20 protein-coding genes are annotated in these 21,936 nt (G+C 66.3%); 11 read left to right on the forward strand and 9 right to left on the reverse strand.

Annotated elements, in window-relative coordinates; all coding sequences use genetic code 11:
• Nucleotides 1-23: 23 nt before the first annotated feature.
• The 3 genes from E3T51_RS13980 to E3T51_RS13990 form a co-directional block, all read right to left on the reverse strand.
• The gene (locus tag E3T51_RS13980) at nucleotides 24-1,370 is read right to left on the reverse strand and encodes a threonine/serine exporter family protein (protein ID WP_134530343.1); all 1,347 of its coding nucleotides are present in this window, start codon (nucleotides 1,368-1,370) and stop codon (nucleotides 24-26) included.
• On the reverse strand, nucleotides 1,367-2,563 hold the full coding sequence (locus E3T51_RS13985; protein WP_420898444.1) for an acyl-CoA dehydrogenase family protein: 1,197 nt from the start codon (nucleotides 2,561-2,563) through the stop codon (nucleotides 1,367-1,369). Before E3T51_RS13985 ends, E3T51_RS13980 begins: the two co-directional genes overlap by 4 nt.
• A gap of 70 nt (nucleotides 2,564-2,633) precedes the next feature.
• Nucleotides 2,634-3,479, reverse strand: coding sequence for a DUF4349 domain-containing protein (locus E3T51_RS13990; protein WP_134530344.1), 846 nt, complete (start codon nucleotides 3,477-3,479; stop codon nucleotides 2,634-2,636).
• 142 nt (nucleotides 3,480-3,621) lie between these two features.
• On the opposite strand from E3T51_RS13990, the gene E3T51_RS13995 reads away from it, so the two are divergent.
• Nucleotides 3,622-3,843 carry a hypothetical protein gene (locus E3T51_RS13995; protein WP_134530345.1) on the forward strand — a complete coding sequence of 74 codons (222 nt, stop codon included), beginning with the start codon at nucleotides 3,622-3,624 and terminating at the stop codon, nucleotides 3,841-3,843.
• Nucleotides 3,844-3,846: 3 nt separating this feature from the next.
• Entirely contained in the window at nucleotides 3,847-4,686 is an 840-nt protein-coding gene (locus E3T51_RS14000; RefSeq protein WP_134530346.1) for an alpha/beta fold hydrolase, read from the forward strand.
• A 1-nt stretch (nucleotide 4,687) separates the two neighbouring features.
• Here the strand turns inward: E3T51_RS14000 and E3T51_RS14005 are convergent, their stop codons facing one another.
• Together E3T51_RS14005 and uriH are read right to left on the reverse strand one after the other, a co-directional pair.
• Nucleotides 4,688-5,641, reverse strand: a complete 954-nt coding sequence (locus E3T51_RS14005; RefSeq protein ID WP_134530347.1) for an SDR family oxidoreductase — start codon at nucleotides 5,639-5,641, stop codon at nucleotides 4,688-4,690.
• Between the two features lie 105 nt (nucleotides 5,642-5,746).
• On the reverse strand, nucleotides 5,747-6,697 hold the full coding sequence (gene uriH / locus E3T51_RS14010; RefSeq protein WP_134530348.1) for a uridine-preferring nucleoside hydrolase UriH: 951 nt from the start codon (nucleotides 6,695-6,697) through the stop codon (nucleotides 5,747-5,749).
• A 164-nt stretch (nucleotides 6,698-6,861) separates the two neighbouring features.
• Between uriH and E3T51_RS14015 the strand changes: the two genes are divergently transcribed.
• The 4 genes from E3T51_RS14015 (at nucleotide 6,862) to E3T51_RS14030 (ending at nucleotide 9,629) form a co-directional block, all read left to right on the forward strand.
• Nucleotides 6,862-7,980 (forward strand): adenosine deaminase, encoded by a 1,119-nt coding sequence (locus E3T51_RS14015; RefSeq protein WP_134530349.1) that lies wholly within the window; start codon nucleotides 6,862-6,864, stop codon nucleotides 7,978-7,980.
• Between the two features lie 59 nt (nucleotides 7,981-8,039).
• Nucleotides 8,040-8,489 (forward strand): PTS sugar transporter subunit IIA, encoded by a 450-nt coding sequence (locus E3T51_RS14020; protein WP_134530350.1) that lies wholly within the window; start codon nucleotides 8,040-8,042, stop codon nucleotides 8,487-8,489.
• Nucleotides 8,486-8,761, forward strand: coding sequence for a PTS sugar transporter subunit IIB (locus E3T51_RS14025; RefSeq protein WP_104192112.1), 276 nt, complete (start codon nucleotides 8,486-8,488; stop codon nucleotides 8,759-8,761). The genes E3T51_RS14020 and E3T51_RS14025 overlap by 4 nt, the downstream gene beginning before the upstream one ends.
• Nucleotides 8,762-8,936: 175 nt before the next feature.
• Nucleotides 8,937-9,629 (forward strand): DUF1345 domain-containing protein, encoded by a 693-nt coding sequence (locus E3T51_RS14030; RefSeq protein WP_134530351.1) that lies wholly within the window; start codon nucleotides 8,937-8,939, stop codon nucleotides 9,627-9,629.
• A gap of 393 nt (nucleotides 9,630-10,022) precedes the next feature.
• On the opposite strand, the gene E3T51_RS14035 is transcribed toward E3T51_RS14030, so the two are convergent.
• Together E3T51_RS14035 and E3T51_RS14040 are read right to left on the reverse strand one after the other, a co-directional pair.
• On the reverse strand, nucleotides 10,023-12,101 hold the full coding sequence (locus E3T51_RS14035; protein ID WP_241989334.1) for a phospho-sugar mutase: 2,079 nt from the start codon (nucleotides 12,099-12,101) through the stop codon (nucleotides 10,023-10,025).
• Nucleotides 12,098-12,931: a purine-nucleoside phosphorylase gene (locus E3T51_RS14040; protein WP_134530352.1), complete on the reverse strand. Its 834-nt coding sequence runs from the start codon at nucleotides 12,929-12,931 to the stop codon at nucleotides 12,098-12,100. Before E3T51_RS14040 ends, E3T51_RS14035 begins: the two co-directional genes overlap by 4 nt.
• A 180-nt stretch (nucleotides 12,932-13,111) precedes the next feature.
• Between E3T51_RS14040 and E3T51_RS14045 the strand changes: the two genes are divergently transcribed.
• The gene (locus E3T51_RS14045; protein WP_104192115.1) at nucleotides 13,112-14,548 is read left to right on the forward strand and encodes an NAD(P)H-quinone dehydrogenase; all 1,437 of its coding nucleotides are present in this window, start codon (nucleotides 13,112-13,114) and stop codon (nucleotides 14,546-14,548) included.
• Between the two features lie 190 nt (nucleotides 14,549-14,738).
• Here E3T51_RS14045 and E3T51_RS14050 read toward each other — a convergent pair whose 3' ends face one another.
• Both E3T51_RS14050 and E3T51_RS14055 read right to left on the reverse strand, forming a co-directional pair.
• Complete coding sequence (locus E3T51_RS14050; RefSeq protein ID WP_134530353.1) at nucleotides 14,739-16,511, reverse strand: acetyl/propionyl/methylcrotonyl-CoA carboxylase subunit alpha; 1,773 nt, start codon at nucleotides 16,509-16,511, stop codon at nucleotides 14,739-14,741.
• 85 nt (nucleotides 16,512-16,596) lie between these two features.
• Nucleotides 16,597-17,247 carry a Maf family protein gene (locus E3T51_RS14055; RefSeq protein ID WP_134530354.1) on the reverse strand — a complete coding sequence of 217 codons (651 nt, stop codon included), beginning with the start codon at nucleotides 17,245-17,247 and terminating at the stop codon, nucleotides 16,597-16,599.
• A gap of 83 nt (nucleotides 17,248-17,330) precedes the next feature.
• Here E3T51_RS14055 and E3T51_RS14060 point away from each other — a divergent pair, with 83 nt between their 5' ends.
• Genes E3T51_RS14060 through E3T51_RS14075 form a run of 4 tightly spaced genes read left to right on the forward strand, consistent with a single transcriptional unit; the run spans nucleotide 17,331 to nucleotide 21,811 of the window.
• Nucleotides 17,331-18,647: a class I SAM-dependent RNA methyltransferase gene (locus E3T51_RS14060; protein WP_134530355.1), complete on the forward strand. Its 1,317-nt coding sequence runs from the start codon at nucleotides 17,331-17,333 to the stop codon at nucleotides 18,645-18,647.
• Nucleotides 18,648-18,685: 38 nt separating this feature from the next.
• Nucleotides 18,686-19,393: a response regulator transcription factor gene (locus E3T51_RS14065; RefSeq protein WP_134530356.1), complete on the forward strand. Its 708-nt coding sequence runs from the start codon at nucleotides 18,686-18,688 to the stop codon at nucleotides 19,391-19,393.
• Nucleotides 19,386-20,762, forward strand: coding sequence for a sensor histidine kinase (locus E3T51_RS14070; protein WP_134530357.1), 1,377 nt, complete (start codon nucleotides 19,386-19,388; stop codon nucleotides 20,760-20,762). Before E3T51_RS14065 ends, E3T51_RS14070 begins: the two co-directional genes overlap by 8 nt.
• Nucleotides 20,762-21,811, forward strand: coding sequence for a hypothetical protein (locus E3T51_RS14075; RefSeq protein ID WP_134530358.1), 1,050 nt, complete (start codon nucleotides 20,762-20,764; stop codon nucleotides 21,809-21,811). The genes E3T51_RS14070 and E3T51_RS14075 overlap by 1 nt, the downstream gene beginning before the upstream one ends.
• The last annotated feature ends 125 nt before the right edge of the window (nucleotides 21,812-21,936 follow it).

Here is a 21,936-nt window from a genome sequence, read left to right on the forward strand (position 1 = left end):
CTGAAAGCGGATGCCGCAGCGCGCTAGATGCGCTTGGTGGAGTCCCGGCCGAGCCGCACCGGCAGGGCCATGAGCGGCCCGACGAAGCGGCGCTGCAGCCGGCGGGCCGGGCCCCACACGATTTGCACGATGTACTGCGACAGTAGGGCGCCGGCCGCCAAGGCCATGGCGATACCCGCGGCAGTGAGCAGGGACAGCAGCCCGTTGATGTCGCCTTCTGACAGCATGAGCAGCCCGCGAAACAGGGTGAGTCCAGGCACCAGCGGCACCAGAGCCGTCACCATGATGACCAGCGGCGGGGTGCGCACGAAGCGGGCGGTGACGGCGGCCAGCAGCCCGACGCCGAGAGCGCTCGCCGCCGAGGCCCAGACCATTCCAAACCCCGCGGCCAGGGCCGCGACGAACAGAAATTCGGCGAGGGCACCGAGCACGCAGACCACCCAGACCGCGCGCCACGGCACCTGCACGGCCAGCGCAAACCCGATCACGATCACGATCGCTGCCACGAGCAGCACCGGCAGAACGCCGAGCGTCACGATCGGGTTTGAATCGATTTCGAGCAGCAGCCCGAACCGGGCCAGGAAGAGCGCGGAGCCGGACACCCCGGTGACCAGACCAGCCGTGATGAGCAGGGCCTCCACCATTCGGGCGGTGCCGGTGAGGTAGAACCCCGACAGTGTGTCATGCACGGCGCCGAACGTGGTCACGCCGGCGAGGAGCATGATGATGGTCGCGACGACCACGAGCGAGGGGTTCGCTGTGGGGTCGATGAGCCCGACGATCGCGGCGACGATCGGGCCGATCGCGCCGCCGACGACGGTCTGATAGAACAGCGGGACCTGGCGGTGGTCCAGCACCGAGGTGATCCAGTCGATGATCCAGGTGGCCACGAACGCGGCGATGATCACGGTGGGTCCGGCGCCGATGAGCACGGCGGCGCCCGCGCCGACCAGGCTCCAGCCGATGCGCCGCCACTGCTTGGGCACCTGCGGCTTGGAGCTGACGATGGTCGCGAGAATCTTCCGCGCCTCGGCCAGTTCGATCGGCTTCTCGATGATGTCCGCGATCAGTTCCGACGTGGCGGTGAGCTTGGAGTAGTCGAGCGTGCGGTACTTGACGTTGCGGCTGCGAATGATCGACTCGTGCGTCAACGCATCTTCCTGCGTGAGCGTGATGGTCGTGTGCGTGATATTGGCGTCAGTACCCTTGAGCCCGTAGGCCCTGGTGAGCGCGATCATGGCGGCGGTCGCATCTTCGGCACCGGCACCGGCGGTGAAGATGACCTCGGCCAGACGCATGGTGAGGTCGAGCACTGCCCGGGTGTAGCCGGCGTGGTCGAGCGAGATGGCGGTGGTTTTGCTAAAACTCATGAGGTGCGCACATCGAGGGGTCCCGGATCGATTGGGCCGAGGGCGGATGCTGCGGCGGTCGCGTGCGCGGAGTCCGCGTCGGAGGGGTGGAAGAAGCCCGCGAGCACGTCGCGGTAGAGCCGCGCGAGTTCGGAGCTTGCGTTGAAGGCGGAGCCGCCCGCGACCTGCACGGCGGTATCGACGACAAACTTGGCGTTCTGGGTGGCCCGATACTTGAGCCCGGACAGCTGGGCGAACCAGGCCGGACCGACCTGCCAGGTTTGCTCGTCGACCGCGCGAGCGAGGGCGTCGATCTGCGGGTAGATGCCGTCCATCGCAATGACGAGGTCGCCCACCCGCCAGCGTGCCACCGGATCCTGCGCGTGTGTGCGCCCGTCGTTCCTCCGCGATGTACGTCGCTGCGCGCCAGCAACTGCGAGTTCAAGCGCGCGCTGGCCGATACCGGTGTACACCGCACTGAGCAGAATCTCAAAGTTAGCGAAAATGCCGGCGACGAGCGGGTCGCCGTTCGGGCCGACCGGCAGCTTGCGCACGACCCGGTCAGGGCGGGCCAGGGCACCCTCCAGCACGGTGCTCTGGCTTTGGCTGGCGCGCATGCCGAGGGTATTCCAGTCGTCTTTTGAGCGGATGCCGGCATCCGCTCGATCGATAAACGCCCAGACGATCCGAGGGTCGTCCGAGGCTGAAGAATCAAGGCCCAGGGTGCCGAGCCGGGTCCAGACCGGGGAGAGTGAGGTGAAAACCTTGGTGCCGGTGAACCGATAGCCGCCATCTGCCTGGGGGAGGGCATCCGTTGTCGAGCCGAACAGAACGAGGTCGTTGCCGGGTTCGCTCACGCCGAAGGCGAAGATTTCGCCGCGGCCGGCCTCCTCGAGCAGAAAATCGAGCGAGTGATCGCCCTGGGCGTAGAGGCTCGCAGCTACTCCCGTCCAGATCAGGTGCATGTTCACCCCGAGAGCGGTGGCCGGGGCGTGTGCGGCGAGCCGGGTCTGCTCGCGCGCGGTCTGCGCCAGGGTGCGGCCGAGTCCGCCGAACCGGGTCGGCACGAGGGCACGCAGATAGCCGGCGGCGACGAGGTCCTCGAGGTCGTCGGTAAAAAACGTGTTGGCCTGGTCATAACCGGCAGCCCGCGAGCGGATGCCGGCCAGGATTTGGTCGGAAAGCAGCGGCTCATTTGGGTCGCTTGAGGGCACGGAAACGGGCACTGCCGGAGGCGTTTCGGGCAGGGCGAGAACAGGGAGAAACTCGGTCACATAGACAAGCCTATGCAGGCTTGCGCCGGCGTGCGAACAACCGCACGATAAGCAACACAATTGCTGTGAAAATCGCTAGCACGATGAGCCACGGCAGGGCCACTCCAAGGCCGATTAACAGGCCGCCGAGGGCTGTGACGAGGGCAGTCCAACCGGCGATGACGCCGGTCCAGAAAGTATCGGGCCCGCCCGCGGCGACGGTGCCCTCCGCAACCAGCTCCAGTTGCACGGTCGAGTAGTCGATCTGGTCAGCGAGGAAGTCGCGCTGGGACTGCAGGCTTTCCAGCTCACCCTGCCGGCTCGACAGGGCGCTTTCGATGCTGATCAGGTCTGTCGTGGTGGTGGCGGAGACCATCAGCGCGAGGAGCCGGTCGACCGAGGTGGTCAGGGCGGTGATACGGGCGTCGAGGTCCTGGCTCTGCTGGGTGACGTCCTTTGCGGTGAGTGAGACGAAGTTGAGCCGGCCGAGCTTCTTCAGCTCGGTCAGCGTGCGGTCGAGTTCGTCGGACGGGATGCGCAGGGTCAGGTTCGCGCTCGCCGGCTGGATATCGGTCGCCGGGTTTTCGCTGCGGCTGTCGATCCGGCCGCCGGCCTGTTCGGTGATGGTTACGGCCGATTCGCTCGCTTTGACCGGGTCGGTCGCGGTGATCGAGAGAGACCCGGTGGTGATGACGTCGCGATTGGCGGTGTTCAGATCGCTCGTGGTTCCGGTGATGTCGCGGGCGTCCTCGGCCGGGACGACCCCGCCCGACACGCTGCCGGACGAATCGGTGCTCACAGAACCGCTGTTCGCCGTGCACCCCGCCAACATTGCGGCCGTCATGAGCACCGCGATCACACCCCAGGTTCGTCTCATGCTTCACTGTACGAGCGTGTCGGCGTCGCGCGCTGGAGGCAGTCTGGGAGTCGGATTACAATTGGGACTCGATGCCTGCCTCCCCGAAGTAAGGTCATGGGGTCGGCGGAACAGCTCGACTCGTAATGACCAGGAGGACGACATGGGATTCGTAGACGACGCCAAGGATGCACTCGACGCCACGGGCAAGAAGATCGGCCGCGCGGTGGATGACGCCAAGGACCGCATCGAAGACAAGGCCGACGAGGCGAAGGCCGACGCCAAGGTGAAGAAGGCTGAGGGTGAGGTCAAGCACGCCGAAGCCGAGCGCAATGCCACCGCGGCCAAGAACGACTTCAAGGCCACCCTGCGCAACGATAATTAGCGCATGACTTGGTGGGCGAAGCGGATGCGCAGGACGCGTCGGCGTCGCCCGCCGCTGTTGCACGTGGCAACGGATGCCGGGACCGGCCCGGTCGTGATCCTCGTGCACGGCATCGCGTCGTCCTCGGTCACGTTCTACGAGGTGATCCCGCTGTTAACCCCGAATCACCGGGTGATCGCCGTCGACATCCTGGGGTTCGGGCAATCCCCCGCACCGGAGGGGTGTGAGTACCGGCTGGAGGATCACGTCGGGGCCCTGGCCGCGACCATCCGCTCGTTGAAGCTACGCGAGCCGTTCGTACTCGTCGGCCACTCGCTCGGCAGCCTGATCAGTACGCGCTACGCGGCGATGGAGCGACACGGCCGTGTCGCGACATTCCGGCGGCGTCTAACCGGTCGCGGCTCGGTGTCGCGCATGGTGCTCGTGGGGCCGCCGGTCTACGTCTCGCCGCGTGACATCGGCGATCCGCGGGTCAAGGCCCGGGTCAGTGCGTACCTGCGCGCCTATGATTTTCTGCGCGCCAACAAGGAATTCACGCTGGCCAACGCCGCGATCATGTCGCGCCTGCTGCCCAAGGGCATCTTCGAACTCACCGAGAAGACCTGGACACCCTTCATCAAATCGATGGAGCACTGTATCGAATCGCAGACAGTGGTGAGCGACATCGCGAGCCTCACGGTGCCGGTCGACGTGATCTACGGAGCGTTTGACGCGTTCATCGCGCACGGCAGCATGACCGTTATCGAGCGGATGCGGCACGTCACCATGCACCGCGTCGAGGCCAACGACCACATCATTCGGAAGCGTCTGGCCCGGGTGCTCGTGAAAGTCATCGACAGCTGAACTACACGGCTGGGAAGGTGGCGCCGGTGAGTTCCTCGGACAGCGACCAGAGACGGCGGGCATCAGCTTCGTCGAGCGAGCGCGGGGGCAGCCTGGCGGGAGCGGGGGCGCCGGTGAGTTCGCCGAATCCACCGGGCCCGTAGTAGCCGCCGCCGGCCGCTGCCGGGCTCGTCGCCGCGTAGAGCGCCGGCAGGATGCCCTGGTCGATCTGCTGCCAGATCCAGCCGATGTGGTGGCTGGCCTCGTTGACGGCGAGGAAGACCCGGGCCGAAGCTCCCTTGTGGGTGGGGCCGGTGATCTGCAGGTTGGTGACGGTTGCGCCCGGGTGAGCGGCGATGCTGCGCAGGCCCCAGCCGCCGACGACGCTGCGCCGGTTGAGTTCGCGCGCGAACATGAGCGTGGCGAGCTTGGAGAGCGCGTAAGCGCGGTGCGGCCGGTAGCGCAAGCCCTGCAGGTCGTCGAAATCGAGGCGTCCGGTGCGGGCGATCAGGCTTGAGAGGCTCACGACCCGGCTCGTTGTGGCGGCGCGCAGCAGCGGCAGCAGGTGGGCGGTGAGCGCGAAATGGCCGAGGTGGTTGGTGCCGAATTGCAGCTCGAAGCCGTCTTCGGTCTCGTCGCGCACCGGCGGCATCATGAGGCCGGCGTTGTTGAGCAGAATATCGATCGGGCGCCCTTCCTTCGTGAGCTCCTCACCGAATCCGGCGATGCTCGACAGCGAGGCCAGATCGAGATGACGGATGTTGGCGCTCGCCTCCGGGGCCTGCTCACGAATGCGTCTCACGGCTGCGGCACCCTTGTCTTCGTTGCGCACGGCAAGGATGACCTCGGCGCCCGCGCGGGCGAGGCGGCCGGTGAGGCCGAATCCGAGGCCGCTGTTGGCGCCGGTGACGACGGCAAGCTTGCCGTGCAGGTCGGGAACCTGGATGTCGGGGAGGTGTTTGGCGCGCGTGGTCATGGGTCTCCCGTTTGTCGTAGAGCTCCATCCAACCCCGTTTGGAGGGTGGAAGTCACGCGACGGCCGGGGGCCTGCGGCGGATTCACGGCTGCGCGGTCAGGCGGCCTAGTGCTGCGGCGGGTCACCGATGCGCTCGAGGGCATCGACGATGAGCGCCCAGAACTTCTCGTGGTCGAGGTCGACGGCCACCTGCGTACTGCAGTCTGCCGGGGCCGGCGCGCGAAAGTCGGCGACGGTCATGCCGAGGGTGAGGGTGCCGGCCAGCTCCACATCGAGGGGAGCCTTGCGCACGGTGATCACGCTCGGATCGATCACATAGGCGACCGCGCACGGGTCGTGCACCGGCGGATAGTCGAAACCCTGGGCATCCTTATAGGTTTTGGCGAAGAACGTGAGCAGCTCGCCGACGAACCGGGCGGGGGCGGTGCCGACGGCTGCGATGCGCCGGGCGATGTCGGGGGTGGCGAGGGCCTGGTGGGTCAGATCCAGGCCGATCATGGTCAGGGGCCACTTCTCGTTGAAGACGATATGGGCGGCTTCGGGATCGATGACGATGTTGAACTCCGCCGTGGCTGACCAGTTGCCCACGTGATAGCCGCCGCCCATCAGCACGACCTGCCTGACCCGCTCGACGATGCGCGGCTCCTTGCGGACGGCGAGGGCGATATTGGTCAGGGCGCCGGTCGGCACGAGCGTGATCTCACCCGGCTCGTGCGCCATGATCGTGTCGATGATGAGGTCGACCGCGTGCCGACCATCGAGCTGGAGCGTCGGTTCGGGCAGCACCGGGCCGTCGAGGCCCGTTTCGCCGTGGATCGACGGCGCCGTCTCGATCTGCCGCACCAGCGGTCGCGGGCATCCTGCTGCGAACGGAACCCCGGTGATGCCGGCTACCCGGGCGACGGAGAGGGCTTTGCGGGTGACCTTGGCGAGGGTCTGGTTGCCCACCACGGTGGTCACGGCGACAAGGTCGATGTTCGGGTTGCCGTGGGCGAGCAACAGCGCGATCGCGTCGTCGTGGCCGGGGTCGCAGTCGAGAATGATTTTGGTGGGCACAGTTCAGGGTAGATCCACGCGTGCCACTCGTGGTTACGGGGCCGGGCTTGACGGAGGGGCGGCATCCGCTGGCCGCATTTCTCATGGTCCGCCCAGAGCCGCTCCGATAAGCTGGGCGCGCGGTTGTAGTTCACAGCCGCCCCCGTATCGAGGAGCTTGTTCGTATGACTGTGATCGAGGAATTCCTCATGCCCGGCGGCGGCACGAGCATCAACACCCTGCCCAAGGTTTCGCTGCACGACCACCTCGACGGCGGCTTGCGCCCGCAGTCCATCATCGAACTGGCCGACTCGATCGGATTCGTGCTTCCCACAACGGATGCCGAAGCGCTCGGTGAATGGTTCTCCGACCAGTCCAATGCGGGTTCGCTCGTGGAATATCTCAAAACCTTCGACGTTACGACCGCTGTCATGCAGACCCGCGAGGGCCTCAGTCGGGTCGCCCGCGAATTTGTCGAGGATCTCGCCGACGACGGCGTCATCTACGGTGAGATTCGCTGGGCTCCCGAGCAGCACCTGGCCCGCGGCCTCACCCTCAACGAGGTCGTCGAAGCCGTGCAGGACGGCATCGAAGCCGGCATTGAGAACGTCGAAGAGTCGGGCCGCAGCATCCGCATCGGCCAGCTCATCACCGCCATGCGCCACGCAAACCGCGGCCTCGAAATCGCCGAACTCGCCGTGCGCTATCGCTTCGACGGCGTCGTCGGCTTCGACATCGCCGGCGCGGAAGCCGGCTTCCCGGCCGGCAACCACCGCGCAGCCTTCGATTTGCTGGCTCGCGAATTCATGCCGGTCACCGTGCACGCAGGCGAGGCCGACGGCCTCGACAGCATTCGCGGCGCACTGTTCGATGGCCGAGCGTTGCGCCTCGGCCACGGCGTGCGACTCGCCGAAGACGTCACCATCGAACGCCAGGACGACGACAACACCTTCGTCACCCTCGGCCCAGTGGCCCAGTGGGTGCGCGACCGCGAGATCACGCTCGAACTGAGCCCCTCGTCGAACCTGCAGACCGGAGCGGTCGCCGCCTGGGGTGAGGAACTCTTCGACCACCCGTTCGATCTGCTCTACCAGCTTGGCTTCAAGGTCACCGTCAACACCGACAACCGCCTGATGAGCGACACCACCCTGAGCCAGGAGCTCGCCCTGCTCTCCGACGCCTTCGGCTACGACCTCGACGACCTGGAGATCTTCCAGCTCAACGCAGCCCACGCGGCGTTCCTGCCGCTCGAAGACCGCGAAGAGCTGGTCGAGGCCATCGAAGCCGGCTTCGGCGACGCCTGACGTCGGCCGGCCCAGAGCGCCAGCGCACCACGCACCACCCCGCAGAACCGAAAGAAATCATGCCACTGCCGCACCTCCCGCTCGACGCCATCACGATCGGCGCGCACGCCGACGACTGGCCGGCCGCCATCACGGCGGCCGGTGACGCCCTCGTGCGTTCCGGCGCCGCCACATCCGCTTATACCGAGCGCATGATCGAGGTGATACGCGAATTCGGCGCCTACATCGTGATCGCGCCCGGCCTGGCGCTCGCGCATGCCCGCCCGGGAGCGGATGTTCTCACCGACGGACTCTGCGTCGTCACCCTCGCCGAGCCGGTCACCTTCGGGCACCCTCACAATGACCCGGTCAGCGTGATCGTCGGCCTGGCCGTTACCGGTGCCGACGACCACCTGCACTTCGTCGCCGAGCTCGCCAACGTGTTCAACGATCCGACGGTGATTCCGGCCCTCGCCGGCGCGACCACCGCCGAGTTCGTGCAGAGCGTGTTCGAAAGGACTGCCTCATGAAGATCGTCGTGATGTGCGGTATAGGCCTCGGCACCTCGGCCATTCTCAAAGTCAATGCCGAGCGCGCGCTCCAACGCCTCGACATCGATGCGAGTGTGCAGGCTACGGATGTCGCCGGCGTGCGCGCCGCCGCGGCCGACGCCCAGGTCATTCTGACGTCGTCTGAGCTTGTCAACGCGATCGGTAAAACCAACGCCGACGTCATCGTCATCAACAACTACTTCGATGTCGACGAACTGGTAGTCAAGCTCGACATCGCGCTGGGGTCCTAGCCCGCCCGCGATCTAAGTTCCGACCCTGCCCGCGGCCTGGGTTCCGAGCCCGCCCGCGGCCTGGGCCCACGTTCCTCAGCTGGGCCGGCCAAACAGATGCCACACCTTCCGAAGTGCGAGTGGTCACCCACCTGCGCGGCGCCGACCCGAGCACAACGGGCCTATGCTCGGCGGCATGAGCGACAGCGTGAAGCAGGGCGCGAGGGCCGAACATCGCTGGCCGGCCGTACTCGGGCTGCTCATTGCGCTCACGCTGTACGCCACGCTGCCGAGTACGTTTCTGCCCGGCCTGCGCTACACGGTCGTCGCCGTCGGACTCGCCATGCTGATCCCCCTCATCGCTCTAAACCCGCACCGGTTGCACCGCGAGACCCGCTGGTCGAGATCTATCGCCACCGGCCAAGCGTTCCTGCTGGTCGTGGCCAACGAGGTCGCGCTCGTGCAGCTCGTGATTCAGCTCACCTCGGGCGGCAAAAATGACGGCCCAACCCTGCTGCTCGCTGCCCTGCAAGTGTGGGTGACCAACGTCATCGCGTTCGCCCTGGTCTACTGGGAACTCGACCGCGGCGGCCCGGTCTCAAGGCGGCACGCCGACCGCGCGGACTTTCCCCCGGCCGACTTTCGCTTTCCGCAAGACGAAGACCACGACGCCATTGAGGAGGTCGCGGCCCGCTCATCGCTGCGCATCGGCTGGGTTGCGTCGTACTTCGACTACCTGTACTTTTCGCTGTCCAACTCCATGGCGTTCAGCCCGACCGATGCGATGCCGCTCTCGCTGCGCGCTAAGGGCCTCATGGCGCTCGAATCGTTCGGAGGCTTCGTACTGCTGGCCCTGGTCATTGCCCGGGCGGTCTCCCTGCTCGGCTAGCTGCGCCAGGGCCAGCTCCACCGCTGCCGCTGCCGCGGGCGGGGACGGGGCCCGGGCCCCGTCCGTGGGCCCGGTTTATAACCGGGGCCCATGGTTGAAGGGTGGGCCCAAGCGAGCGGTTGTGCCCCTGTGGTCGACTGAACCCCGTCAGCGACTCAACCTGATGCCTCGCCAGCGCGATCAGCTCCAACTCTGCGAGTGGATGCGCCCACTCGCGAGAGCTAGCCGAGCCGCGGCATCCGCTCGACCCGTGAGTTTGCGGTCTTCGCAGTTGCCGAGCCGTGAGTCTTGACGCTTTTTTCCCGAAAAATGACCGTAAACTCACGGCTCGGCAAACGAAACTCACGACTCGGCGAAGGGGACGGGCAGCACCTAGCCGGACGGCCAGCAAACCTAGGCGATCAGTGTGCGCATGCCCCGGTCGAGCTCGTCGAGGGCGGCCTGCGCGGCGGAACGACGCTCCACCAGTGTGCCGACCGTGCAACGAGTGTCGATGTACACCTTGAGCTTCGGCTCGGTACCGCTCGGGCGCACCATCACGCGTGATCCGTCGGTCAAGCGGATGCGCAACACATCGCTCGGCGGCAGTTCGCCGAGCCCCCACCGAAAGTCATCGATTTCGTCGACGCGAATGCGTCCGACGTGGGTGGGCGGGGATTCCCTCAGGCGCGTCATTACCAGGGCGATCGTCGAGAGTTCAGAAACCCGCACGGAGATCTGCCCGGAGGCGAAGTGTCCGAACTTCTCGCTGAACAGGTCGAGATAGCCGGCGAGGGTCGTTCCCTCCGACTTGAGGTCGCTCACCAGCGAGAGCAGCGCCACTGCGGCCGAGATGCCATCCTTATCGCGCACGGTACCCGGGTTGACCAGATAGCCGAGCGCCTCTTCGAACCCGTAAACCAGGTTGGGCACTCGGGACACCCATTTGAAGCCGGTGAGGGTTTCTGTGAAGCGCAGGCCGTAGGCATCCGCGACGGCATGCAGCGCCGGCGACGACACGATCGAGCAGGCCAGGGTGCCGGCCTCGACGGGGGGTAGAGCGTCGGGATCGCTCGCCGGAGCCATGGCGGCCGCCCGCCAGCCGAGAATCGCGCCGACCTCGTTGCCGCTGAGTCGGCGGTACCCACTCGCACTGGACAGGTCCGGAATGGCCACGGCGAGGCGGTCGGCATCCGGATCGTTGGCGATGATGAGCTCAGCGCCCACCTCGCGGGCGCTCTCGTAGGCCAGGTCCAGCGCCCCGGGTTCTTCCGGATTCGGAAAAGCGACGGTCGGAAAAGCAGCGTCCGGCGCGATCTGCGCGTCGACGAGGGTCGGCAGGTCGAATCCGGCCTTCTCCAACACCCGACGGGTGGTGTCCCAACCCACGCCGTGCATCGCCGTGTACACCGCGTTCACCTGCGCGCGGGGCGTGTGGGCGATGCCAGCCGTCGCCGCGATGTAGGCGTGCACGACGTCTTCCTCGGCGGTTTCATAGCTGCCGCGCGGCAGGTGCAGAACGTGTTCGTCGGCAGCAACGCGCAGAATCTCGGTCGAGATGGCCTTGTCGTCGGGGGAGACGATCTGCGCGCCATGGTTCGCGCCGCCCAGGTACACCTTGTAGCCGTTGTCGTTTGGAGGATTATGCGAGGCAGTGACCATCACGCCGCAGCTCGCGTCCAGGTGCCGGACCGCGAAGGCAAGCACGGGTGTCGGGAGCAGACGCGGCAAGAGGATGGCGCGCACCCCGGCTCCCGCCATGATCGCCGCCGTGTCGGTCGCGAAGACCTGTGAGTTCTTGCGTCCGTCGTAGCCGATCACCACCGACGGTGTGACGCCGGCGGCAGCATGCCGGCGCAGGTAGGTCGCAAGGCCCGCCGCAGCCTGCGAGACCAGCACGCGGTTCATGCGGTTCGGCCCGGCGGAGATCTCGCCGCGCAGCCCGGCCGTGCCGAATGCGAGCCGGGTGTCGAACCGCGAGTGCAGATTGGACAGGGCCGCGGTATCGCCGTCGTCGACGGCGTTGATCAAAACGCGAAGTTGCGCCTGCGTTTCCGGGTCGGGATCCTGATTCAGCCAGGCCCGAGCTGCCTGCAGCAAAGCCGTGGTGCGATCGGTCGAAGTTTCCGGTTTCTCGTGTACGACGGGCGCAGTCGCGAGATCGTCGACGTCCTCGCTTGACGGGCCGTCGGACGTGATCGTCGAAATGGCAACGGTCGGTTCGAAGCCGGCATCGTCGCTGGTGTTCGTGATCGTCGAAATGGCGACAGTGGGTTCGGAGGCGTCGCCCGGGGTGTGCATGATCGGCAGGGCGCGGGTCGGAGTGTGAATCTCGTCCGCCGTGTCTGCGTCGGGGGCGGGCGCGGCATCCGGGGTGGCTGGCGGCGGGACCTGCGGCGCGGGATTTGCGGGTGGGCCGGAATGGCGACCGCCCGTGCGCTCGGTCGGCCGCTCGTCGTTGTTATCGGGATGAGCCGTGTCGGGGCCGGTCACAGCGCGGCTACGATCCGAGCGAGCAGGGCGCTGATCACCGGTTCGGCCAGTGCGCCGGCCTCGATGACTTCGCTATGGCTGAGCGGGGTCTTCTGAATGCCGGCGGCGAGGTTGGTGATGAGGGAGAAGCCAAGCACTTCCATTCCGGCTTGCCGGGCCGCGATGGCCTCGAGCGCGGTCGACATCCCCACCATCTGGCCGCCGATCACCTTGGCCATCTGTACTTCGGCGGGTGTCTCGTAATGGGGCCCGCGAAACTGGCAGTACACGCCCTCGTCGAGCGTTGGGTCGATGCTGCGCGCAAGATCGCGCAGCCGAGTCGAGTACAGGTCGGTCAAGTCGACGAAGTTCGCGCCCTCGACCGGAGAATCACCGGTGAGGTTGATGTGGTCGCTGATGAGCACCGGGGTGCCCGGCGTCCATGATTCACGGATTCCGCCGGCCCCGTTGGTCAGGATCATCGTCGTTGCTCCGGTCGCCGCCGCCGTGCGTACGCTGTGGACGACCCGGCGTACGCCGTGGCCCTCGTAGTAGTGCGTGCGCGCGCCGATCACGAGCGCGCGCTTGCCGCCGGGAAGCAGGATGGAGCGCAGGGTGCCGGCATGGCCGGCGAGGGCGGGGGCGCTGAACCCGGTGATGTCGGCGGCGGCCACGGTGTGGGTGGTCTCGCCGATCAGATCGGCGGCCCTGGCCCAGCCGCTGCCGAGCGTTAGAGCGATGTCGTGCCGGGGAACACCCGTGATGCCGGCGATCTCCGCGGCGGCCGACCGTGCTGCCTCAAACGGATCTGTTTCGGGCAGGTCTAACGGGTTGATCTCGTTCGTGAACATTTCACTACTCTAGAACCCCCGCCGTGGGCACGGAGATTCTGAGCGAATTCTGCTCATCGGCGCGCTGAACGGGCACCAAGATGGCCATTCGGCTCGATTTAGCTGTTTTTGGGCGACAAGCGGCCGCGCGGGCGATGAACCGGTTTGGCGGGGACTGCGCGCCTTGAGAGAATGGAGTACATGGCCTATGAGTTCGAACGCAAGCAGCGCATTGCAGTATTAGGCGGTGGGCCCGGCGGATACGAAGCGGCCATCGCCGGAGCACAGCAGGGTGCCGATGTCACCCTCATCGAAAGCGTCGGTGTCGGCGGTTCCGCCGTCATAACGGATGTTGTTCCCTCCAAGTCCCTCATTGCCACGGCCGAGGCCTCGAACTCGATCGGCGAGGCGACCGACCTCGGCGTGCAGTTCTTCGTGCGCGGTGAAACCGGTAAGCCCCTGCGCCCCGAGGTGGCTATCAACCTGGCCGCCGTGAACAAACGACTGCTCGCCCTTGCCCGCCAGCAGTCCGAAGACATGAAGGCTACTCTTATACGCGCCGGTGTGCGCTACGTGCAGGGCCACGGCCGCCTCGATGGCACCACCGGCATCATCGTCGCCACCTCCGGCGACTCGACCGCCACCGACTTCGATCGCATCGACGCCGACACCCTCGTCGTCTCCGTGGGCGCCAGCCCGCGCGTGCTGTCATCAGCGCTGCCAGACGGTGAGCGCATCCTCACCTGGACCCAGCTCTACAACCTCAAGGCCATTCCCGAACACCTCATCGTGGTCGGCTCCGGCGTCACCGGCGCCGAGTTTGCCTCGGCCTACCGCGCCCTCGGCGCGAAAGTCACTCTCATCTCCAGCCGGGATCAGGTTTTGCCCGGTGAAGACGCTGACGCTGCCAACGTTATCGAGAACGTCTTCAAGCGCAACGGCATGATCGTGCTCTCCAAGTCGAGGGCCTCCTCGGTCGAGCGCACCAAGACCGGCGTCGTAGCGGTGCTCGAAGACGGACGCACGGTCGAGGGCAGCCACTGCCTTATAGCCGTCGGCTCCATTCCAAACACCGCTAACATTGGCCTCGAGCAGGCCGGCGTGCAGGTTACCGACTCCGGACATATCCAGGTCAACCGGGTGGCACGCACCTCGATTCCGAACATCTACGCGGCCGGCGACTGCACGACCGAGATTCCGCTGGCATCCGTTGCGTCGATGATGGGCCGCACCGCGGTGTTCCACGCCATGGGGGATACCGTCAACCCGATCGAGATTCGCAACGTGGCCGCAAACATCTTCACCCAGCCCGAAATTGCCACCGTCGGCTACACCCAGAAACAGATCGAAGACGGACTCGCCCAGGGCGAGATTTACAAGCTGCCGCTCTCGCAAAACCCACGGGCCAAGATGATGGGAATCAAGGATGGCTTCGTGAAGCTGTTCGCCCGCACCGGCAGCGGCACGGTCATCGGCGGCGTCATCGTGGCGCCCAAGGCCAGCGAACTCATCTTTCCGCTCGCCCTCGCCGTCGAACACCGACTCACCGTCGACGAGGTAGCCCGCACCTTCCCCGTCTATCCCTCGCTCACCGGCTCCTTAACGGATGCCGCGCGCGCCATGCACGTCGTCCTCTAGCTCTGGATTTCATCGGTTAGTTTTCGAGAAGGGCCGTGTGCTTTCGTAGGCGGGGTTGTGAGTTTTGCGTTGTCGCGGGGTTCTGCGCACGCTTTTCGCGCCGGGCCCCGCACCATCGCAATGGTTGAGCGAGGAGCGGATGACCCGGTGTCCACGGCCCACCCCGAGAAACGAGCAGCCGGTGCGAAAGCTAGGCGGCGTCTGAGACGGTCAGCAGAACCGACCCGGAGGAGACCGTTTCGCCGACGACAGCGGCGACGCTGCCCACGATGCCGTCGCGGTGGGCGGTGAGGGGTTGCTCCATCTTCATGGCCTCGAGGACGAGCAGCAGGTCGCCCTTGACGACGTGGTCGCCTTCGGCGACGAGCAGCTTGATGATGGTCGCCTGCATCGGCGCCTTGACGGCGTCTCCGGTGGCGGTGTCGACGGAGTGCAGGCCGCCGCGACGCTTCGGGGCCGGGCCGACCGAGCGGGCGCTTGCGCCGCCGGGTAACAGCCGGGTGGGTAGGGTGACCTCGATGCGCCGCCCTTCTACCTCAACAACGATGCTGTGGCGTTTCTGCTGGCCGACGGCGTCTTCCATGCTGCCGCTCCACGGTTCGATGTCGTTGTCGAACTCGGTCTCGATCCAGCGGGTGAAGACGGTGAATGGTTTGCCGTCGGTCGGCGCGAAGGCAGGATCACGCACAACCTTGCGGTGAAAGGGCAGCACGGTGGGCAGTCCGGCCACTTCGAACTCGTCGAGGGCCCGGCGCGAACGGTCGAGGGCTTCTTCGCGGGTCGCGCCGGTCACAATGAGCTTGGCCAGGAGTGAGTCGAATGATCCGCTGATCACGTCACCAGACTGCACGCCGGTGTCGACGCGCACGCCGGGACCGCCAGCAGGTTTGAACACGTGGACCGGGCCGGGCGCTGGCAGAAAGCCGCGGCCGGCATCCTCTCCGTTGATACGAAACTCAAACGAGTGAGCGGATGCGACGGGGTCACCATAGGTGAGCTCGCCACCCTCGGCCAGGCGAAACTGCTCACGCACCAGGTCAATGCCGGTGACCTCTTCGGAGACCGTGTGTTCAACCTGCAGTCGTGTGTTGACCTCGAGGAACGACACCGTTCCGTCCTGGCCGATGAGAAACTCGCAGGTGCCGGCGCCGAGGTAGCCGACCTCCTTGAGTATGGCTTTGGAGGCGCGGTACATTTCGTCGCGCTGCGCGTCGGTGAGAAACGGCGCTGGCGCTTCTTCGACGAGTTTCTGGTGCCGGCGTTGCAGTGAGCAGTCGCGGGTCGACACGACGACGACGTTGCCGTGCATGTCAGCGAGGCACTGGGTCTCGACGTGGCGGGGGGAATCGAGGTACTTCTCGACAAAGCATTCGCCGCGACCGAAAGCTGTGATGGCCTCCCGCGTGGCCGAATCAAACATTTCGGCGACCTCGTCGCGGGTGCGGGCCACCTTGAGGCCGCGTCCGCCACCACCGAAGGCGGCTTTGATCGCTACGGGCAGGCCGTGCACGTCAACGAAGGCGAGCACCTCGGCGGCGTCGCTGCAGGGATTGAGCGTGCCGGGCGCCATGGGGGCGTTGACCTTTTCGGCAATTTTGCGGGCCGAGACCTTGTCGCCGAGCTGCTCGATGGCTTCGGGCGACGGCCCGATCCAGGTCAGGCCGGCGCCGATCACAGCGCGGGCAAAGTCGGCGTTCTCGGCCAGAAAGCCATAGCCGGGGTGCACGGCGTCGGCGCCGCTTCGCCTGGCGATCGAGAGAATCTTGTCGATGACCAGGTACGTTTCCGCGCTGGTGGTGCCGTCGAGACCGTACGCCTCATCGGCCAGGCGGGCGTGCAGGGAGTCGCGATCCTGGTCGGCGTAGACGGCGACAGAGAGAATTCCACTGTCTTTCGCGGCACGGATGACCCGAACGGCGATCTCGCCTCGGTTGGCGATGAGGACCTTCGTTATGAGTGACACAATCACTTAGCCTATTGCCCGCCGTCACATCCCTTTTGGTTCTGTCCCACAAAAAGACCCGGCAGATTCTTGTGGATGCCTACAATTACAGCGCTCCGGGGCGATTCCACAGGGTCGGCCACTCGTGCCCCAGAGCGCGCACCAGCCGTCGCAGCGTGGGAAGCGACAGCCCCACTACGGTCGACGGATCACCGACGATGCTCGTTATAAAGGGAGCGCCAAGGCTGTCGATGGTGAACGCGCCTGCCACGAACAAAGGCTCCCCGGTGGCGATATAGGCAGCGAGTTCGGCATCGTCGAGATCGTCGGCAAAGGTCACCTCGGCCTCAGCGACCGCGCCGATCGCCCGGCCAGGGACGCCGTCGGCGACCTCGATCAGCCAGTGTCCTGAATACAGCGTTCCCGTTCGCCCGCGTTGGCGCTCCCAACGTTCTCGCGCGGCCTGCGCGGTGTGCGGCTTGCCGTAGATGACACCGTCCAGCACGAACACGGAGTCGCCGCCCAGCAGCAGCCCGGTGAGCGGTTCCTTCAGCGAAGCGGATACCGCCGTTTCCGCTTTCGCGCGCGCCAGTAGTTCCACGAGTACCCGCGGCTCCAGAGCCGAGCCCACCGCAGCCTCGGTCTCGGCGACGACCCGAGCCTCATCGACGTCGGGGTTGATCAGGACGGGTTCGATGCCGGCCGCGCGCAACAGGGCGAGGCGAGCCGGAGACGTGGAAGCCAGGTAGAGGCGCATGCGGTCCTATCAACGAGAGGGTGAGCATCCATTCAAGCAGGCCGGAAGGGGCAGCCGGCGAGGGCGTGTGGGATCATCATTAGATGAGCAACACGAGTCACCAGCCCCAGGCCTTTGAGCCGACATCCTCGGCGAGCGTCGGCGACGAGCTTGAACTGAACATCACGAACGTCGCCCACGGCGGAATCTTCATCGCCCGCCACGAGGGTCGCGTGATTTTCGTCAGCGACACCCTCCCCGGTGAACGGGTGCGCGCCCGCCTCACCGAGGCCAACCATAAGAGCTTCTGGCGCGCCGAAACGGTCACCGTGCTCGACGAAGCCCCTGAACGTCAGCCGCACATCTGGAGTGCGGCATCCGTTGATCGCGCCCCCGAAGACCGCGCCGGCGGCGCCGAATTCGGCCACATCGAGCTCGGTTTTCAACGCGAACTCAAGCGCCAGGTGCTCGCCGATGCGTTGCAGCGCATGGCTGGCCTCGATACTGACGTTGTCGTCGAGCCGGTTGCAGTCAGTGCGAAAGCCAGCCCCGGCGACGCGATGGACGGCACCGGATGGCGCACCAGGGTGAGCCTGCACGTGGCAGCCGACGGAACCATCGGTCCGTACGCAGCCCGCAGCCACCGGGTCATTCCGGTCGATGACCTGCCGCTCGCCGAGCACGAGCTCGAACTTCGCGCCCCGCTCGACACCCTGTTTCACAACGCGGCGAAAATCGACCTGGTTGCGCCGAGCAAGGGCGACGTGCAGGTGCTCGTCTCGGCCAAAGATATCAATGGCAAGCCCAAGCGGGTGCCGCACGGTCTGATTCACGAGATCGTCGCCGACCGTGAGTTCGAGCTGGACCGCTCGGGCTTCTGGCAGGTGCACTCGATGGCCGCCGACACCCTGTACCACGCGGTGCAGGACATCATCGATCCGAGCATTTTCGACCCGCGCGCGTCCAACCTCGACCTGTACGGCGGCGTCGGTCTGCTCGCCGCGGCCGTCGGCGATGAATTCGGTCCGACGACCCGCATCACCTCGGTGGAGAGCGACCCTGAAGCGGTCGCTTTCGCCGCTCGCAACCTCAAGGAATGGGCCGGCGCGACTGCCGAAGCCGACCGTGTCGACCGTTTTCTGCAGCGACTGCTGCGCGAAGCAGATGCCGCCGAACGGGCCCGTCTCACCGCCGCGACGGTGGTGCTCGACCCGCCGCGCTCCGGCGCCGGCAAGGCCGTCGTTGACCAGCTGGTCGCCCTCGCACCGCAACAAATCGTCTATGTGGCCTGTGATCCCGTGGCTCTGGCCCGTGACGTGGCGCTGTTTCAAAAGCAGGGTTATGACCTGAAGAAGCTGCGTGCTTTCGACCTATTTCCCAATACCCACCACGTCGAAGCCGTCGCACTACTCTGCAAATAGCTATCGTTGAGACCAGACAACCCGAAGGCAGCCCTACCGTGAGCCACGCAGCTACTGATCCCGCACCATCCATCCCTACTGATGCCACCGTTCGGGTCGGGATTGTCGACGATCATGAGTCGGTGCGACTGGGCTTGCAGGCCGCCTGCGAGAACGCCGGCTACGAAGTCTTGTTCGCGGCAGCCACCGCTCAGGCGCTCGTCGACGGCCTCGCCGGCCGCACCTGCGACGTGATCGTGCTCGACCTCTCGCTCGGCGACGGGTCGCTCGTCACCGACAACGTGCACCTGGCGGCGAGCACCGGCTCCGCTGTGCTCGTCCACAGCATCGCCGACCGGGTCGCTTCGGTGCGCGAAGCCCTCGCTGCCGGCGCTGCCGGAGTCATTCCCAAGTCGTCCCCGACCACCACCGTCATGGCGGCCGTTGCATCCGTTGCCCGAGGTGATGTGCTCAACAACCTCGAGTGGGCCACCGCCATCGACGCCGACCGCGACTTCGCCAAGGCGCAGCTCGGTCGCCGCGAACGCGACGTGCTCCACCTGTACGCTTCGGGACTGCCGCTCAAGATGGTCGCCATGCAGCTGGGGATTGCACACTCCACCGCCCGCGAATACCTCGACCGCATTCGGGTGAAGTACGTCGAGGTCGGGCGTCCCGCTCCGACCAAGGTCGACCTGCTGCGTCGCGCCGTCGAAGACGGAATCCTGCCAGGGCTCGACGTCACTGAAGCCGACCGCGGTGTCTAAACGGGCCGCCCGCCAGGGCGACCACAACAATCAGGGTGATTTGGTCTCCGCGACAACCGAGCCGTTCACCGCGGGCGGTGACGACGGATTCCAAGCCGATGGAAGCCTATTTGGCCGCGCGCGACAGCCGCGCAACCCGCTCAGCCACGCCCAGATCGAAATCGTGCTGTCGCGTTCGGTGGCCGCCGTCGCCGTGATCTTCGCCCTGCAGACCCTGCCGGTCATGCTCGAGCAACTCGACAGCCGTAAAGCTTCGGCAGCAGTGCCGATTGCGATCGTCCTGGCACTGGTGATTGTGATCTTCGTCACTGCGACGCTGCTGCGGCAGGGCATCCGTACCTCGGCGGGCGCGGTGTCGGCCGTGTATCTTGCCGCCCTTTTTGTGTGGCCGTTGCTCATGCTCGATCCCGCGATGGTACTCGAGAGCAAGCCCTGGCTCTGGTATCTCTGTGGAGTCGCCACCTCGTGCGCGGCAATTGCCCTGCCCTTGGGATGGGCCGTCGTGTACACCGTTGTAACCCCGGTCGCCTTTGGGCTCTTGCGGGTGCTGCCCTCCGGCGGCGAAGCCGAGAACCTGCTCGCCATGCTCGATACCTTCTACGCCATGCTGCTCGGCGGAACGGTACTCATCATCATTTATGTGCTGCGCCAGGCCACCACGCGCGTCGATACTGCCCAGTCCAACGCGCTCGCCAAATACGCCGTAGCGGTGCGGCATCACGCGACCGAGGTTGAACGCGTCGAGGTCGACTCCATCGTGCACGACAGCGTGCTCGCGACACTGCTCTCCGCGGCTGGCGTGCGCAATGCCAAGGGGGCCGAGCTTGCCGCTGCGATGGCCCGCAGTGCCATCATCCGCTTGCAGGCGGCCAGCGGAGAGCGAAACCTCGATGATGCCGCGGTCACCGTCAGCCAGCTGACGGCGCGCCTTCGCTCCGCCGCGACGGCGGCCGGACAGTTCACCGTGACCGAGCTGTGCGTGGCCGGCCTCACCCTTCCCGAGCACGCCGCGGAGGCTCTCTACTCGGCCAGCGTGCAGGCCATGGTCAACAGCGTGCAGCACGCGGGCCCCGCACAATCGCGCAGCGTCACGGTGGGCGGTGACGACCAGAGCGGATGCGTCATCTGCATCAGCGACACCGGCCGCGGTTTCGACGTTTCCAGCGTTGCCAGCGCCCGTCTGGGCCTGCGCGTGTCGATCCATGACCGGGTGGCCACCGCGGGCGGCGTGGCCGTTCTGCGCACGAGCCTGGGCCACGGTACGACCATCACCCTCACCTGGCCGCGTCCCGACGAGCCAAACGATGCCAGCGGTGACCAATCGGCCGAGGCGGGCGCGCCGTCCAGGCGAGGCGCGGGTCCCCGGTGATGCCCGGCGTCGTGGTCGTTTCTCGCACCCTGGCTCTCATCGTGGCCGCTTTCTTCTCGGGCTATCATGTATTGCTCGGCGTATATTCGCTCGACCAGCCGGCGTCCGTAGCGCCGATTGTGGCGGCCATGGGCCTGTATGTCGTGGCGACGATCGCGAGCCTCTGGATTAGCAGCCCCATGCGCATGGCGCTGCCGCTGGCACTGTTCAACGTGGGCGTCGCGGTGGCGATTCCGCTGATCGTGGGCAGCCAGCTCGACGGATCCTCCGCCAAGCTCGGCTATGCCACCTGGTACGTGGCTGCGATCGGCACCCTCATGACGATCACTGCTGCCCGCAAGCGCCCGCAGCTGGCCCTGCTGGGTGTCGGCACGCTCGTGTTGCACACGATCGTCTGGGCGGGCGTCGGCGAGCTGGGGCACATGGGCGTCATCGGCAGCGTGGTCTGGGTGGTCGCGGCCGCGCTGCTGACGAGAGCACTCGTGAAAGCGAACCGGGATGCCCGCCAGTATGGAAGGGCTGAGCGGGAAGCGAGCGGATGGCACGCCGCTCAGGAGGCCCACCTCTACGAGCGCCAGGTGCGGCTGACCCAGACCATGCGTCTGGCCATGCCCATGCTGCGGCGCATCAGCGAGAGCGATGGCGACCTCAGCGAGGCCGACCGCCAGGAGTGCCGACTGCTCGAAGCCGCAATTCGCGACGAAATCCGTGGCCGACGTCTGCTGAACCACGCCGTGCGCGAACAGGTCATGGCCGCCCGTCGACGCGGCGCGAGCGTCACCCTGCTCGATGAAGGCGGGATAGACGATCTCAACGGATCCGCCCTGGAGATCGTGCTCAACACCCTCGCGACTGCCATCAGCCGCACCAAGGCCGACCGGATTATTGCTCGAACATCGGCCGACTACGCGACCATCGCGGTTACCGTGGTGGGCCTGAGTAGCCCTGACCCGGCCGTAAGCGCTCTCGGACCGGACTCGTCCGGTGAAGAAGAAGTGGACCTGTGGATAGAAATTCCCCGAAAGGTCGAGCCCCGAACCTCCGCTTAGCGGTGCGTGTGCCCGGCGGTGCGTGCGCTTAGCGGTGCGTGCCGGGACGAACGCGAAAGGGGATCAGCCGAAGCTGATCCCCTAGCGACTATTCGAGAAAGGACGACAACCCGAATGCCATCCGT

Origin of the sequence: Cryobacterium serini (genome assembly GCF_004404025.1) — a bacterium.
Lineage (GTDB): Bacteria > Actinomycetota > Actinomycetes > Actinomycetales > Microbacteriaceae > Cryobacterium > Cryobacterium serini.